Source organism: Streptomyces candidus (genome assembly GCF_014207445.1).
Lineage (GTDB): Bacteria > Actinomycetota > Actinomycetes > Streptomycetales > Streptomycetaceae > Streptomyces > Streptomyces candidus.
This window is the reverse complement of sequence record NZ_JACHEM010000007.1, coordinates 263,874-280,020: the sequence shown is the minus strand read 5'-3', so window position 1 is coordinate 280,020 and position 16,147 is coordinate 263,874. Positions and strand designations below refer to the sequence as shown.

1 protein-coding gene (running past one end of the window) is annotated in these 16,147 nt (G+C 73.9%); it reads right to left on the bottom strand.

The features are described from left to right. On the bottom strand, window positions 1-16,147 hold the 5' portion of the coding sequence (locus HNQ79_RS16190) for a type I polyketide synthase (protein WP_185031577.1). It extends 12,344 nt beyond the left edge of the window; 16,147 of the gene's 28,491 nt are visible here — the first part of the coding sequence; the start codon lies at window positions 16,145-16,147; its stop codon lies beyond the left edge, outside the window.

Here is a 16,147-nt window from a genome sequence, read left to right as displayed (position 1 = left end):
CCTGGACCACGCCGGGTCCGGGCAGTCCGTCGCGCAGCGCCAGCAGGCCGCGCAGCAGTTCGTCGCGCTCCCCCGCCACCACGGCGGCGCGGCGCTCCAGGCCGGCCCGGGAGGTGGCCAGGGAGAAGGCGAGGTCGGTCAGGGGGGTGTCGGGGTGCTCCTCGACCAGGGCGAGCAGCCGTCCGGCCTGGGCGCGAAGGGCGGCCTCGCTGCGGGCGGAGACCACCAGCGGCAGTGCGCCGGGGCGGGGCGGGCGGGCGGTGGCCGGCCGTGCGGCGGGCTCCTCGGCGGGTGCCTGTTCGAGGATCGCGTGCACATTGGTGCCGCTGAGCCCGAACGAGGAGACGGCGCCGCGGCGCGGGCGGCCGGTCTCGGGCCAGTCGGTGCGCTCGGTGAGCAGGTCGATGGCGCCGGAGGACCAGTCCACGTGCGAGGACGGGGTGTCGATGTGGAGGGTCTTCGGTACGACGCCCTCCTGCAGGGCGTGCACCATCTTGATCACGCTGGCGACGCCGGAGGCCATCTGGGTGTGGCCGATGTTGGTCTTGACCGAGCCGAGGAGCAGGGGCCGTTCGCCGTCCCGGTCCTGGCCGTAGGTGGTGAGCAGGGCCTGGGCCTCGATGGGGTCGCCCAGGGCGGTCCCGGTGCCGTGGCCCTCGATGACGTCGACCTCGCGGGACCGCAGGCCGGCATTGACCAGGGCCTGGCGGATGACGCGCTGCTGGGAGGGGCCGTTGGGGGCGGTGAGGCCGTTGGAGGCGCCGTCCTGGTTGACGGCGGAGCCGCGGACCACGGCGAGCACGGGGTGGCCGTTGCGGCGGGCGTCGGAGAGACGCTCCAGCAGGACCAGACCGACGCCCTCCGCGAGGGTCATGCCGTCGGCGGCCTCGGCGTACGCCTTGCAGCGGCCGTCGGTGGCGAGGGCCCGCTGGCGGCTGAAGCCGACGAAGGCGCTGGGAGTGGACATGATGCTGACGCCGCCCGCGAGCGCCAGGGTGCTCTCGCCGTTGCGCAGGGACTGGCAGGCCAGGTGCAGGGCGACCAGGGAGGACGAGCAGGCGGTGTCGAGGGTGACGGCCGGCCCCTCGAAGCCGAAGAGGTAGTTGACCCGGCCGGACAGCACGCTGGAGAGCGTGCCGGTGATCATGTGGCCTTCGGAGCCCTCGGAGGAGTTGGCCACGCTGGAGGCGTAGTCCTGGTAGCTGGCGCCGATGAAGGTACCGGTGAGGCTGGAGCGCTGGGAGAGGATGTCGATCCCGGCGTGCTCGAAAGCTTCCCAGGCCGTCTCCAGCAGGAGGCGCTGCTGCGGGTCCATCGACATCGCCTCGCGCGGCGAGATGCCGAAGAAGCCCGGGTCGAACTCGGCGACGTCCTGCAGGAATCCGCCCTGCACCGAGTAGGTCTTGCCGGACCGGTCGGGGTCCGGGTCGTAGAGCCCCTCGGCGTCCCAGCCCCGGTCGGCGGGGAAGACGGAGACGGCGTCGGTGCCGTCCAGGGTGAGCTTCCACAGCTCCTCGGGCGAGGTGACCCCGCCGGGGTAGCGGCAGCCCATGCCGACGATGACGATGGGGTCGTCGTCGGTCGCGGCGGCGGACGCGGTCGCCGCGGGCGTTCCGGCGCTCTGGGCCCCGGCCAGCTCGGTGCGGAGGAACCCGGCCAGGGCGGCGGGGTTGGGGTGGTCGAAGACCATGGTCGTCGGCAGCGTCAGTCCGGTGACGGACGCGAGGCGGTTGCGCAGTCCGACAGCGGTGAGCGAGTCGAAGCCCACGTCGCGGAAGGCACGCTGGTCCGGCAGGGCGTCGGGGTTCGACAGGCCCAGCACGGCCATGGCCTCGGTGCGTACGACCTCCAGGACCAGCCGCTCCTGCTCGGCGGCGGACAGCGCCCGCAGCCGGGCGGCGAACTCGCCCTCCACCACGGTGCCGGTGCTCTGCTCGGCTGCCTCGGTGAGGGCCCGGACCTCGGGGATCTCGGCGAACAGGTGCGTGGGGCGGCTGGAGGTGAAGACGGGGTAGTACGTCGCCCAGTCGACGTCGGCGACCGCGACGGCCGTCTCGTCGTCGTCCAGGGCCCGCTTCAGTCCGCTCAGCGCCAGCTGCGGGTCCATGAACTCCAGGCCACTGCGGCGGATCGTCTGCGGGTCGACGCGGCCGGCCTTGATGTCGTCGGCCCAGATGCCCCAGGAGAGTGAGGTGGCGCGCAGGCCGCGGGCGCGGCGGTGGGCGGCGAGCGCGGCGAGGTAGGCGTTGCCGGCCACATAGGCGGCGTGCGCCCCGCTGCCCCACATGCCGGCGGTGGACGAGTAGAGGACCAGGTCGTCCAGGTCCTCGTGGTCGAGGAGTTCGTCCAGGACCCGGGCGCCGGTCACCTTGGCGTCCAGGACACGGGAGAAGGCGTCCATGGTGGTCTCGGCCAGCGGGTACAGCTCGATGAGCGCGGCGGTGTGCACGACCGTGCGCACGGTGCGGCCCTCCGCCTTGAGCTGGGCGAGGAGAGCGGCGACGGCGTCGCGGTCGGTGACGTCGCACGCGACGGCGGTGGCCGGGGTGCCCGACGCGGCGAGTTCCGCGACGAGTTCGGCCACGCCCGGGGCGTCCGCGCCGCGGCGGCTCATCAGCACCAGGTGCTCGGCGCCCCGCCCGGCCAGCCAGCGGGCCAGGTGGGGGGCGAGGGTGCCCGAGCCGCCGGTGATCAGGATGGTGCCGCGCGGCGTCCAGTCGCGGGCCGGGCCCTGCGCGTCGGCCGCGGCGCGGACGATGCGCCGGGTGAAGACCCCGGAGGCACGGACGGCGAGCTGGTCCTCGTCGCCCAGGGCGCCGGAGAGCGCGGAGGCCAGCCGGCCGGCGGCGCGCGGGTCGAGTGCGCGCGGCAGGTCGACGACGCCGCCCCAGCGCTGCGGGTGCTCCAGCGCGGTGGTCCAGCCGACGCCCGTGACCAGGGCCTGGGTGGGGGACGTGATCTCGTCGGAGCGGCCGGTGGAGACCGCGCCCCGGGTGAGGAACCACAGCGGTGCCTCGATTCCGGCGTCGCCCAGGGCCTGGACCAGGGAGACGGTCAGGGCCAGGCCGAGCGGCAGCACGGGGGTGCGCTCGTCCGGCTCCTCGGCGGCGGCGAGCACGGAGACGACACCGGTGATCTCCCCGGCGCCGGCCAGCCGTTCGGCGAGCACCGCGCGGTCCACGCACGTCCCGTCCAGGACGAGGCGGGTGACCGCGGCGCCCTGGCCGCTCAGTGCGTCGGCGACCTCGTCCGTGTCGTGGCCGTGGCCTTCGGCGCCGACCAGCAGCCAGGTGCCGGACAGTGACCGCTGCGGGACGTTGCCGACGGGGGTCCAGGACACCCGGTAGCGCCAGGAGTCGACGGTGGAGCGGTCCTTGCGGGACCTGCGCCACGAGGAGAGGGCCGGCAGGACCGCGGCCACGGAGTTCTCGTCCGTGCCCAGGGCGGAGGTGAGCGCGGAGAGGTCCTGCTGCTCCACGGCGGCCCAGAATGCGGCGTCGGCGGGGTCGGCGGAGACCGCCGGCTCGGCGACGGGAGGGACGGCCCAGAGCTGTTCGTGCTGGAACGCGTAGGTGGGCAGGTCGACCCGGCGGGCTCCGGAGTCCTCGAAGATCCCTGCCCAGTCGACGTCGACGCCGCGGACGAAGACCTCGGCCGCCGAGAGCAGGAAGCGGGACACGCTGTCCTGGTCCCGGCGCAGCGTGCCGGTGGCGACGCCCGGTTCGGCCGTCTCGTCGATCATGTCCTGTACGGCCATGGTCAGTACGGGGTGCGAGCTGACCTCGATGAAGGCGCGGTGCCCGGCCGCCAGCAGTTCGTGCACGGCATCGGCGAACAGGACCCTCCGGCGCAGGTTGCGGAACCAGTAGCCCGCGTCCATCCCCTCGGTGTCCAGCCAGTCGCCGGTCGTCGTGGAGAAGAACGGGACCTCACTGGCGCGCGGGGCGATCGGCGCGAGGACGTCGAGGAGTTCGGCGTGGAGGTTCTCGACCTGGACGGAGTGCGAGGCGTAGTCCACGGCGATCCGCCGCACGCGTACCTCGTCGGCGGTCAGCTCCTCCGACAGCCCGTCCAGCGCCTCGGGCTCGCCGGAGACGACGACCGAGCGCGGTCCGTTGACGGCGGCGACGGACACCCGGCCCTGCCAGATGTCCAGGCGGCTCTCCAGCTGCTCCACAGGCAGCGCCACCGACATCATCCCGCCGTGGCCGGCCAGGGTGCGGCCGATGGCCTGGCTGCGCAGCGTCACGACCCGGGCGCCGTCCTGGAGGGACAGCGCGCCGGAGACGACGGCCGCGGCGATCTCGCCCTGCGAGTGGCCGACGACGGCGGCGGGTTCGACGCCGCGGGACCGCCACAGGGCGGCCAGCGACACCATGACCGCGAACGAGGCGGGCTGCACGACGTCGACGCGCTCCAGGGTGGGCGCGCCCTCCTTGCCCTGCAGTACGTCGATGAGCGACCAGTCGACGAACTCGCCGATGGCCGCGGCGCATTCGGCGATCCGCTCGGCGAAGACCGGTGACTCGGTCAGCAGCCGGGCGCCCATGCCCACCCACTGGGAGCCCTGGCCGGGGAAGACGAACACCGTCCTGCCCTCGACGTCGGCGATCCCGCGGGCCACCACGGCGGACGGTCCGTCGGCCGCGACGGCGCGCAGGGCGTCCATCGGGTCGGTGTCCTCAATGGGGACCACCACGGCACGGTGTTCGAAGACCGCGCGGGAGGAGACGAGCGAGTGGCCGACGTCGAGCGCGCGTGGCGCGGGGCTCGCGGTCTCCAGGTGCGACACGAGCCGGGACGCCTGTGCGCGCAGCGCGGCGGCGGTCTTCGCCGAGACCGTCCACGGTACGACGCCGCCGGCCACCGGCACGGGCTCGGCGGCGGGGGCCGCCTCGGGCTCGGCGGCGGGGGGCGCCTGTTCGATCAGGGTGTGGGCGTTGGTGCCGCTGATGCCGAACGAGGAGACGGCGGCGCGGCGGGGCCGGCCGGTTTCCGGCCACTCGACGGCCTCGTGCAGCAGCCGCACGGAGCCGGAGTCCCAGTCCACGTGCGAGGACGGGTTGTCGGCGTGCAGGGTCCTGGGCAGCAGGCCGTGGCGCAGCGCCATGACCATCTTGATGACACTGGCGACACCGGCGGCGGACTGGGTGTGGCCGATGTTCGACTTGACCGAGCCGAGCAGCAGCGAGCGCTCCGGGTCGCGGTCCCTGCCGTAGGTGGCGAGCAGGGCCTGCGCCTCGATCGGGTCGCCCAGTGGCGTACCGGTTCCGTGCGCCTCCACCACGTCGATGTCCGAGGGGGCCAGACGGGCGTTGGCCAAGGCCTGGCGCATCACCCGCTGCTGGGCGGGCCCGTTGGGGGCGGTGAGGCCGTTGGACGCGCCGTCCTGGTTGATCGCCGAGCCGCGGATCACCGCGAGGACGGGGTGTCCGTTGCGCCGGGCGTCGGAGAGCCGTTCGACCAGCAGGATGCCGACGCCCTCGGCGAGGGTCATGCCGTCCGCCTCGTCGGAGAACGCCTTGCAGCGGCCGTCCTGGGCCAGGGCCCGCTGGCGGCTGAAGGCGATGAAGGGGGCGGGGGTGGTCATGATCGTGGCGCCGCCCGCGACGGCGAGCGTGGACTCCCCGTTGCGCAGCGACTGGCAGGCCAGGTGCAGCGCGACCAGGGACGAGGAGCAGGCGGTGTCGACGGTGACGGCGGGGCCTTCGAGACCCATGACGTAGGAGATGCGGCCGGACAGGACGCTGGGGATGCTGCCGGTGACCATGTGGCCCTCGGCGCCGTCGCCGGCGCCCAGTCCGTAGTCCTGGTAGCTGGAGCCGATGAAGGTGCCGGTGAGGCTTCCGCGGACCGCGGCGGGGTCGATCCCGGCGCGCTCGAAGGTCTCCCAGGTGGTCTCCAGCAGCAGCCGCTGCTGGGGGTCCATCACCAGCGCCTCGCGTGGCGAAATGCCGAAGAACGTCGGGTCGAACGCGTCGGCCTCGTGCAGGAAGCCGCCGAGGGTGGAGTAGGTCTTGCCCGGCCGGTCCGGGTCGGGGTCGAAGAGTCCCTCGGCGTCCCAGCCGCGGTTGACGGGGAAGTCCGACACGGCGTCCGCGCCGTCGGTGACCAGGTCCCACAGCTGCTCGGGCGAATCGGCTCCGCCGGGGAAGCGGCAGCCCATCCCGATGATGGCGATGGGTTCGTCGTCGGCGGCGCCGGTGGCGACCGGCCCGGCCACGTCGAGGACGGCGCCGAGGATCTCGGCCAGAAGGTACTGCGCCAGCTCCAGCGGGGTCGGGTAGTCGAAGACCATGGTGCTGGGCAGGGTGAGGCCGGTGGTGGCGGCCAGTCGCTTGCGCAGCTCGACGGCGGTCAGCGAGTCGAAGCCGATGTCGCGGAAGGCGCGTCCTTCCGCGACGCTGTCGGCGGAGCCGTGGCCGAGGACGACGGCGGCCTCGCTGCGGACGAGGTCGGACAGGTGCCGGATCTGTTCGGGCTCGGACAGGGCGCGTACCCGTGTGACGAACTCGGAGGTGTCGCCGGTGTCGGCCGCGCCTGCCGCGTCGGCCAGCGCCCGTACCTCGGGCAGGCCGTCGAGCAGCGCGCTGGGGCGCGCCGAGGTGAACACCGGTGCGTAGCGGTCCCAGTCGACGTCGGCCACGGTGACGGTGGTGTCGCCCCGGACGACGGCGCGCCGCAGTTCGGTCATCGCGAGGGCCGGCTCCAGGAAGCCGAGTCCCTGGCGCTTCAGGTTGCCGGAGACCGCTTCGTCGGTGGCCATACCCGCTTCGGCCCAGGGGCCCCAGGCCACGGAGGTGGCGGTCAGTCCGCGGGCGCGCCGGTGCTCGGCGAGGGCGTCGAGGTAGGCGTTGGCGGCGCCGTAGGCGCTCTGGCCGCCGCTGCCCCAGACACCGGCGATGGATCCGAAGAGGACGAACAGGTCGAGTTCACGGTCCCCGAGCAGTGCGTCGAGGTGTGCGGCCCCGGCGAGCTTCGCGGAGGTGAGGTCTGCGAACTCGGCGGGGGTCAGCCCGTCGAGGGGTCCGTACTGGCCGACGCCCGCGGTGTGCACCACGCCGGTCAGGGGCAGCTCGTCCGGGACGGCGGCGAGCACGGCGGCCAGCGCGTCCCGGTCGGCGGCGTCGCAGGCGACGATCTCGACGCGGGCGCCCAGCTCCTCCAGTTCGGCGCGCAGGGCGTCGGCGCCGGGGGCGTCGGGTCCCCGCCTGCTGGTGAGGACGAGGTTCTCGGCGCCGGAGCGGGCCAGCCAGCGGCCGACCTCCGCGCCGAGGGCACCGGTGCCGCCGGTCACCAGCACGGTGCCCCGGGCGCTGAACTCCGCGGCGCCGGGCAGTGCGTCGGCGGTGTGCCGGACGAGACGGCGGCCCAGGACTCCGCCGACGCGGAGCGCCACCTGGTCCTCGCCGTCGGGAACGTTCTTGACGGCGAGGACGCCCGCGAGCCGCTGCGCGGTCCGCTCGTCGAGCTCCTCGGGCAGGTCGACGAGCCCGCCCCAGAGCCGGGGGTGCTCCAGGGCCACGGTCCGTCCGAGCCCCCAGGCCGCCGCCTGGGCGGGGTGGGTGAGGGGGTCGGCGGACCCGGTGGACACCGCGCCGCGGGTGGCCGTCCACAGCCGCCCGTGGGATCCCGTGTCGTGCAGGGCCTGGACGAGCGCGAGCGTCAGGGCGAGGCCGTGGCTGAGCGGCGTGTACGTCTCACCGGGGCGCTCGTCCAGCGGGAGCAGGGAGAGCACGTTGGCCGCGCTGTCGAAGCCTTCGGTGGCTTCGAGCCGGGCGGCGAGCACTTGCCGGTCGGCGCACGCGAGGTCCAGGGCGAGGCGGTGCACCCGCGCGCCGTGCGCGCTCAGGGTGCCCGCCAGCTGCTCGACAAGCTCGCCCGCACCCCCGGCGTCCTCGGCGTCACCGGTGACGAGCAGCCAGGTGCCGTCGAGGACGGGGGCGGCGAACGTGTTGAGCTGGGCCCACTCGACGCGGTAGCGCAGCGAGTCGAGCCGGGACTGCTCCTGCTTGCCGCGCCGCCAGGAGGTCAGGGCGGGCAGCAGGGAGCCGAGGGAGTCGTGCTCCTGTTCGCCCAGGCCGAGGATGGCGGCCAGCTCGTCGGCGTCGCCGCGCTCCACGGCGGCCCACAGCCGCTGGTCGGCCGGGTCGGCGTCGCCCGGGGCCACGGCCGCGGCGGGCAGCTGCGGCCAGTAGTACTCGTGCTGGAAGGCGTAGGTGGGCAGGTCGACGCGGCGGGCGCCGCTGTCCGCGAAGTACGCCGTCCAGTCCACGGGGAGACCCTGAACCTGGAGCCGGGCGAGCGCGGTGGTGACGGCCAGCGCCTCGCCGCGGTCGGCGCGGCAGAGCGGGACGAGTTCGGCGTCGTACGTGTCGCCGAGGGTGTCCTGGGCCATGGCGGACAGCGGTCCGTCGGGGCCCAGTTCCAGGAAGGTGGTCGTACCGGCGTCGCGCAGGGTGCGGACGCAGTCGGCGAAGCGGACAGTGTCGCTGACGTGGGTGACCCAGTACTCCGCCGAGCACACCTGCTCGTCGGTGGCGAGGGCGCCGGTCACGTTGGAGACCAGCGGGATGCGCGGCGCGTGGAAGGTGAGCCCTTCGACGACGGCGCGGAACGCGTCGAGCATTCCGGCCATGCGCGGCGAGTGGAAGGCATGGCTCACCCGCAGCCGTTTGGTCTTGCGCCCGAGCTCGTCGAACGCGGCGGCGATCTCCAGGACCGCGTCCTCGTCGCCGGAGACGACGACCGACTCCGGTCCGTTGACCGCGGCGATCGACACGGTGTCCTCGCGGCCGGCCAGCAGCGGCGTGACCTCGTCCTCGGTGGCCCGGACGGCGACCATCGCACCACCGGTGGGCAGCGCCTGCATCAGGCTCGCGCGGGCCGCGACCAGGGCGCAGGCGTCGGCGAGCGACAGGACGCCCGCGGCGTGGGCCGCCGCGAGCTCACCGATGGAGTGGCCCGCCACGAAGTCCGGCTTGATCCCCCAGGACCGTACGAGACGGAACAGCGCGACCTCGACGGCGAACAGCGCGGGCTGGGTCCAGCCGGTCGCGTCCAGCAGGGCGGCCTCGTCGGTGCCCTCGTCCGCGAACAGCACCTCGCGCAGCGGGCGGTCGAGCAGCGGGTCCAGCTCGGCGAACACCGCGTCGAGCGCTTCGGAGAACACCGGGTGACGCTCGTAGAGTTCACGTCCCATGGCGGCGCGCTGGCTGCCCTGGCCGGTGAAGAGCATCGCGGTCCGGCCGCGCCCGGTCGCCTCGCCCTCGATCACCCCGGCGTCGGGGCGGTCGGTGGCCAGCGCGGTGAGCGAACGCAGCAGTTCGGCGCGGTCCCCGGCGAGCACGGCGGCCCGCTGGTCGAACCGGGTACGCGTGGTGGCGAGGGAGAACGCCGCGTCCACCGGGTCGAGTTCGGGATGCGCCTGCACATAGGAGAGCAGGCGTGCCGCCTGGCCGCGCAGGGCCGCGCGGGTCCGGCCCGAGAGGAGCCACGGTGTGATTCCGGGAGGACGGCCGGTGGCGGTGCGCTCCGGGGCGGCGGGGGCCGGGGGCTGCTCGATGATGGTGTGGACATTGGTGCCGCTGATACCGAAGGACGAGACGCCGGCGCGGCGGGGGCGGCCGGTCTCGGGCCAGGGGGTCGACTCGGTCAGCAGCTCCACGGCGCCCGCGGACCAGTCCACGTGCGAGGACGGAGCGTCCACGTGCAGCGTCTGCGGGAGCACACCGTGCCGCATCGCCATGATCATCTTGATGACGCCGGCGACACCGGCGGCGGCCTGCGTGTGGCCGATGTTCGACTTCACCGAGCCCAGCAGCAACGGCCGGTCCTCGTCACGGTCCCGCCCGTACGTCGCCAGCAACGCCTGCGCCTCGATCGGGTCACCCAGCGACGTACCGGTGCCGTGCGCCTCGACCACATCCACGTCCCCGGCCGACAACCCGCCGCTGGCGAGCGCCTGACGGATCACCCGCTGCTGCGAAGGGCCGTTGGGGGCGGTCAGACCGTTGGACGCACCGTCCTGGTTGACGGCCGAGCCGCGTACCACGGCCAGGATCTCGTGGCCGTTGCGCACCGCGTCGGACTGCCGCTCCAGCACCAGCATGCCGACACCCTCCGACCAGCCGACACCGTCGGCCGACTCGGAGAACGCCTTGCACCGGCCATCGGCCGACAGACCCCGCTGCCGGGCGAAGTCCACGAACACCGCCGGAGTCGACATCACCGTCACACCACCGGCCAGCGCCAGCGAGCACTCACCACTGCGCAGCGCCTGCATCGCCCAGTGCATCGCCACCAGCGACGACGAACACGCCGTGTCCACCGTCACCGCCGGACCCTCAAGACCCAAGGTGTACGACACCCGGCCCGACGCCAGGCTCGCCGAGCTGCCGCCACCGCGGAAGCCCTCGAACTCGGGGGCGGCCAGCACCGCGCCGTAGTCGCTGTACATGACACCGGCGAACACGCCGGTCGCGCTGCCCTTGAGCGACACCGGGTCCATGCCGGCCCGCTCCACGGCCTCCCAGGATGCCTCCAGCAGCAGGCGCTGCTGGGAGTCGGTCGCCAGCGCCTCGCGCGGGCTCATCCCGAAGAAGGCCGGGTCGAACTCGCCCGCGTCGTGCAGGAATCCGCCCGAGCGGGTGTAGGCCGTGCCCTTGTGGTCGGGGTCGGGGTGGTAGAGCCCTTCGACGTCCCAGCCACGGTTGGTCGGGAAGCCGGATATGACGTCCGCGCCTTCGGTGACCACGCGCCACAGGTCCTCGGGCGAGGTCACCCCGCCCGGATAGCGGCAGCTCATGCCGACGACCACGATCGGGTCGTCCGCCTCCGCCGCGGTGCGCCCGGCCGTGGGCGGCGCCACGGCCACCTCCGCACCGAGCAGTTCTTCGAGGATGTACCCGACCAGGCTCCGCACGGTCGGGTAGTCGAAGACCAGCGTGGCGGGCAGCCGCAGCCCGGTCACGGTGTTGAGCCGGTTGCGCAGCTCGACCGCCGTGAGCGAGTCGAAGCCCAGCTCGCGGAAGGCACGCCCGGCATCGATGTCGTCGCCACCGGCGTGCCCCAGGACGAGGGCGGTCTGGCCGCGCACGAGGTCCAGCAGCAGGTCGAGGCGCTCCTCCGCCTCCAGCCGGTTCAGCTTCTGCACAAGGCCACTGGCCGTGCTCGATCCGGCGACGGAGGCACGGCGGGTGCGGGTGCGGATCAACGAACGCAGCAGCGGCGGGACTTCACCCTGCGCGCGGAGCACCGGGAGGTCCAGCCGTACGGGCAGGACGACCGGCTCCCGCGTGGTCTGGGCCGCGTCGAAGAGCGCCACGCCCTGCTCGGCCGTCAGCGCCCGCACACCGGAACGGGCGTGCCGGTCCGCCTCGGCCTCGGCCAGGGTGCCCGTCATGCCGCCGGTACGGTCCCACGGGCCCCAGGCGAGCGACAGACCCGGCAGGCCCTCGGCCCGGCGGCGCTCCATCAGCGCGTCCAGGAAGGCGTTGCCCGCCGCGTAGTTGGCCTGGCCGGCGCTGCCGATCACCCCGGCGACGGAGGAGAAGACCACGAACGCGGAGAGGGCGTGGTCCTGGGTCAGTTCGTGCAGGTTCCAGGCCGCGTCGGCCTTGGGCCGCAGGACCGTCTCCAGCCGCTCCGGCGTCAGCGAGCCCACCACACCGTCGTCCAGCACACCGGCCGTGTGGATCACCGCCGAGACGCTGTGGCGTGCCAGCAGGTCGACGAGCGCGTCGCGGTCGGCCACGTCGCACGCCTCGACCACCGCCTCGGCACCCAGCTCCGACAGCTCACCCACCAACTCCTCGGCACCCTCGGCGCCCAGGCCCCGACGGCTGACCAGCAACAGACGGCGCACACCGTGCTCCGTCACCAGATGACGGGCCACCACCGCACCCAGACCACCCGTACCACCAGTGATCAGCACACGACCATCACCACCCCACACCGGACTCACGTCCTGGTCCGCAGGCGCCCTGCGAACCAGCCGACCGACCAGAACACCACCGCCCCGCACGATCACCTGCGGCTCGTCCGCACTCAACGCGATCAAAGGCAGCGTGACCGGTCCCACCGGATCCAGATCCACCAGACCGAAACAACCCGGATTCTCCGACTGCGCCGACCGCACCAAACCCCACACCGAGGCCGCCGCCACATCCGAACCACCCACCGCGCCCCGTGTCACGAAGACCAGCCGTGAGGTGGTGAAACGCTCGTCGCCGAGCCAGCTCTGCACCGAGGCCAGGGCGTCGGCCGCCAGGGCGTGAGCGGACCGCGCCGCGTCGGCGCCGGTCCTGCCGTCAAGGGTCACCAGGACGACGGCGGGCACGGGCCCGTCGGCCGCCGCCAGCTCCGTCAGGTCCCGGTACGCGGCGGCGGTGAGTGCCCCGTGCTCGCCGAGTCCGAACGCGTCGGGACCGACCACGGCGACGGACTCGGGAGCGGTCGCCCCCTGCCGTACGGACACCCAGTCCAGGCCGAACAGCGCGTCGCGCGCGGCCGTGGCGGCTGAGTCGAGCTGCTCGGCGGCGACCGCGCGCAGCACCAGCGACTCGACGGAGGCCACCGGCGCGCCGGAGGCGTCGGCCACCTGGATCGCGAGCGAGTCCTCGCCGGCCGGTGACAGCCGCACCCGCAGTGCGGAGGCTCCGGTGGCGTGCAGCGACACGCCCTCCCAGGAGAAGGGCAGCCCGCCGCGGCTCTCCGCGCCGAGTTCGACGAAGGAAGCGGCGTGCAGCGCGGCGTCCAGCAGCGCGGGGTGCAGACCGAACGTGTCCGCTCCTGCGTCGCCGCCCTCGGGCAGCACGACCTCGGCGTAGACGTCGCCGTCACGCCGCCAGGCGGCCCGCAGCCCCTGGAAGACGGGTCCGTAGGCGAAGCCGTCCGCGGCCAGCCGGTCGTAGATGCCCTCGACGGCCACCGGCAGAGCCCCGGCGGGGGGCCACTGCGTGGCGTCGAATCCGGCGCCGTGCTCAGCGGTCTGCTCGTCGACGGCCAGTACACCGGTGGCGTGCCGGGTCCAGGCGTTCTCGTCGCTCTCCTCGGGCCGGGAGTAGACGTCGACCGTACGACGGCCCGAGTCGTCGGGATTGCCGATCCACAGCTGGACCTGGATACCGCCCTGCTCGGGCAGGACCAGCGGCGCCGCCAGGGTCAGTTCCTCGACCCGGTCGCAGCCGACCTCGTCGCCCGCGCGGACGGCGAGTTCGAGGAAGGCGGTGCCGGGGAGCAGCGTGGTGCCGCGCACGGCGTGGTCGGCGAGCCACGGGTGGGACTGGAGCGCGAGGCGGCCGGTGAGCAGCACGCCGTCGGAGTCGGCGAGCGACACGGCGGCGGGGAGCAGCGGGTGGTGCGCCGCGCCGAGCCCGGCCGCGCGCAGGTCGGCCGCCTGGTTCTGGGCGCCGCCCTTGGGCCAGTACCTGCGGCGCTGGAAGGCGTAGGTGGGCAGGTCGTGGCGGCGCGCGCCGGTGCCGGCGAAGTACTCCGCCCAGCGGACGGCGGCGCCGCGCACGTGGAGCCCGGCCAGCGCGGCGGCGAGGGCGTCGGTCTCGGGGCGGCCGGCGCGGAGCGTGGGCAGCGCGGTGTGCCCGTCCGCGTCGGCGGCGTCCAGGCAGTCCTGGGTCATCGCGGAAAGGACGCTGTCGGGGCCGAGTTCGAGGAAGGTGGTGACGCCGTGGTCCGTGAGCCAGCCGATGCCGTCGGCGAACCGCACGGCTCGGCGGACATGGTCCACCCAGTAGTCGGCGGAGGTGACCTGTGCGACGGTGGCGGGCTCGCCGGTGAGGTTGGAGACGAACGGCAGCAGCGGGGCCTGGAGGGACAGCCCCGACACGACCGCGCGGAACTCATCGAGCATCGGTTCCATGAGCGGTGAGTGGAAGGCGTGCGAGACGGCGAGGCGTTTGGTTCTGCGGCCCTCGGCCTCCAGGCGGGCGGCGATCTCGGCGACCGCGTCCGCCTGGCCCGCGAGGACGAGCGAGCGAGGGCCGTTGACCGCGGCGACGGACACGGTGTCCTCGCGGCCCGCCAGCAGCGGGGCCACCTCGTCCTCGGTGGCCTGTACGGCGGTCATCGCGCCGCCCGCCGGCAGCGCCTGCATCAGGCGGCCGCGGGCGGTGACGAGCACGGCGGCGTCGCCCAGGGAGAGCACTCCGGCGACGTGGGCGGCGGTGATCTCGCCGATGGAGTGGCCGGTCAGGTAGTCGGGCCGGACGCCCCAGGACTCCACCAGGCGGTAGAGCGCGACCTCGACGGCGAACAGCGCGGGCTGCGCGTACTCGGTACGGTTCAGCGCCTCGGCGTCCTCGCCCCAGAGCACCTCGCGCAGCGGGCGCTCCAGCAGCGGGTCGAGGGCGGCGAAGGTGGCGTCCAGTGCCTCGGCGAAGACCGGGAAGGCGGCGTGCAGTTCACGGCCGGCGCCGAGGCGCTGGGAGCCCTGGCCGGTGAAGAGGAACGCCAGCTTTCCCTCGCTCTGGGCGGCGCCGCGCACCTGCTCGGCGGTCTCGCGGTCCTCGGCCAGCGCGGTCAGCCCGGCGAGCGCCGTGTCGCGGTCGGCGGCCAGGAGGACAGCGCGGTGCTCGAAGCCGGCGCGGGTGGTGGCCAGCGAATAGGCGAGGTCGAGGGGGTTGGTGGCGGGCTCGGACTCCAGCGCGGCCACCAGTGCGGCGGCCTGGGCACGCAGCGCCTCGCGGGTCCGTCCCGACACCAGCAGGGGAACCGGGCCCCGGTCCGCGACGGTGTCGGCCTCGGGGGCTGCGGCGTCGGCGTTCTCGGTCGCCGGGGCGGGCGGGGCCTGCTCGACGATGGTGTGCGCGTTGGTGCCGCTGATGCCGAACGAGGAGACGCCGGCCCGCCGGGGCGCGCCGGTCTCGGGCCACGGCCGGTTCTCGTCGAGGATGCGGACCGCGCCCTGCGACCAGTCGACGTGCGAGGAGGGTTCGTCGGCCAGCAGGGTCCGCGGCAGCACTCCGTGGCGCATCGCCATGACCATCTTGATGACACCGGCGACACCGGCGGCGGCCTGGGTGTGGCTGATGTTGGACTTGACGGAGCCCAGCAGCAGCGGCCGGTCCTCGTCGCGTCCCTGGCCGTAGGTCGCGAGCAGAGCCTGCGCCTCGACCGGGTCACCGAGTGTGGTGCCGGTGCCGTGCGCCTCGACGGCGTCGACCTCGGTGGCGGAGAGCCGGGAGTTGATCAGCGCCTGCTGGATGACCTCCTGCTGGGAGGGGCCGTTGGGGGCGGTGAGCCCGTTCGACGCGCCGTCCTGATTGACGGCGGTGCCACGTACGACGGCGAGGACCTCGTGCCCGTTGCGCCGGGCGTCGGAGAGCCGTTCGAGCACGAGGATGCCGACGCCCTCGGCCCACCCGGTGCCGTCGGCGGTGTCCCCGAAGGAGCGGCATCGCCCGTCGGCGGAGAGGCCGCCCTGCCGGCCCATCTCGATGAAGGTGCCGGGGCTCGACATGACGGTGACACCGCCGGCCAGGGCGAGGGTGCACTCGCCCGCGCGCAGCGCCTGGCTGGCGAGATGGACGGCCACCAGGGAGGAGGAGCAGGCGGTGTCGACGGTGACGGCGGGGCCGACCGTGCCGAAGGTGTAGGAGATGCGTCCGGACAGCACACTGCCGGTGTTGCCGGTGAGCTGGAATCCTTCCGCGCCGTCGGCGGGGCCGACCCGGTAGTCCTGGGCCATCGCGCCCATGAACACACCGGTCTGGCTTCCCTTGACCGAGGTCGGGTCGATGCCCGCGCGCTCGAATGCCTCCCAGGCTGATTCGAGCGCGACGCGCTGCTGGGGGTCCATGGCGACGGCTTCTCGGGGCGAGATGCCGAAGAAGTCCGCGTCGAAGTCGGGGGCGTCGTGGAGGAAACCGCCGGACCGGGTGCTGGACTCGGAGAGCGCCTCGGTGTCCCAGCCGCGGTCGGTGGGGAACTCCGAGATGCCGTTCCCACCGGCCTCGACCAGGCGCCAGAGGTCCTCCGGGCTGCTGACGCCGCCGGGGTAGCGGCAGGTCATGCCGATGATGGCAATGGGTTCCTGGGCCGCGGACTCCAGCTCGTTGACCCGCTGCCGCGTCCGTCGCAGGTCGGCGGTAGCAAGCTTGAGGTAGTCCCGGAGCTTCTGTTCGTTGTCCAT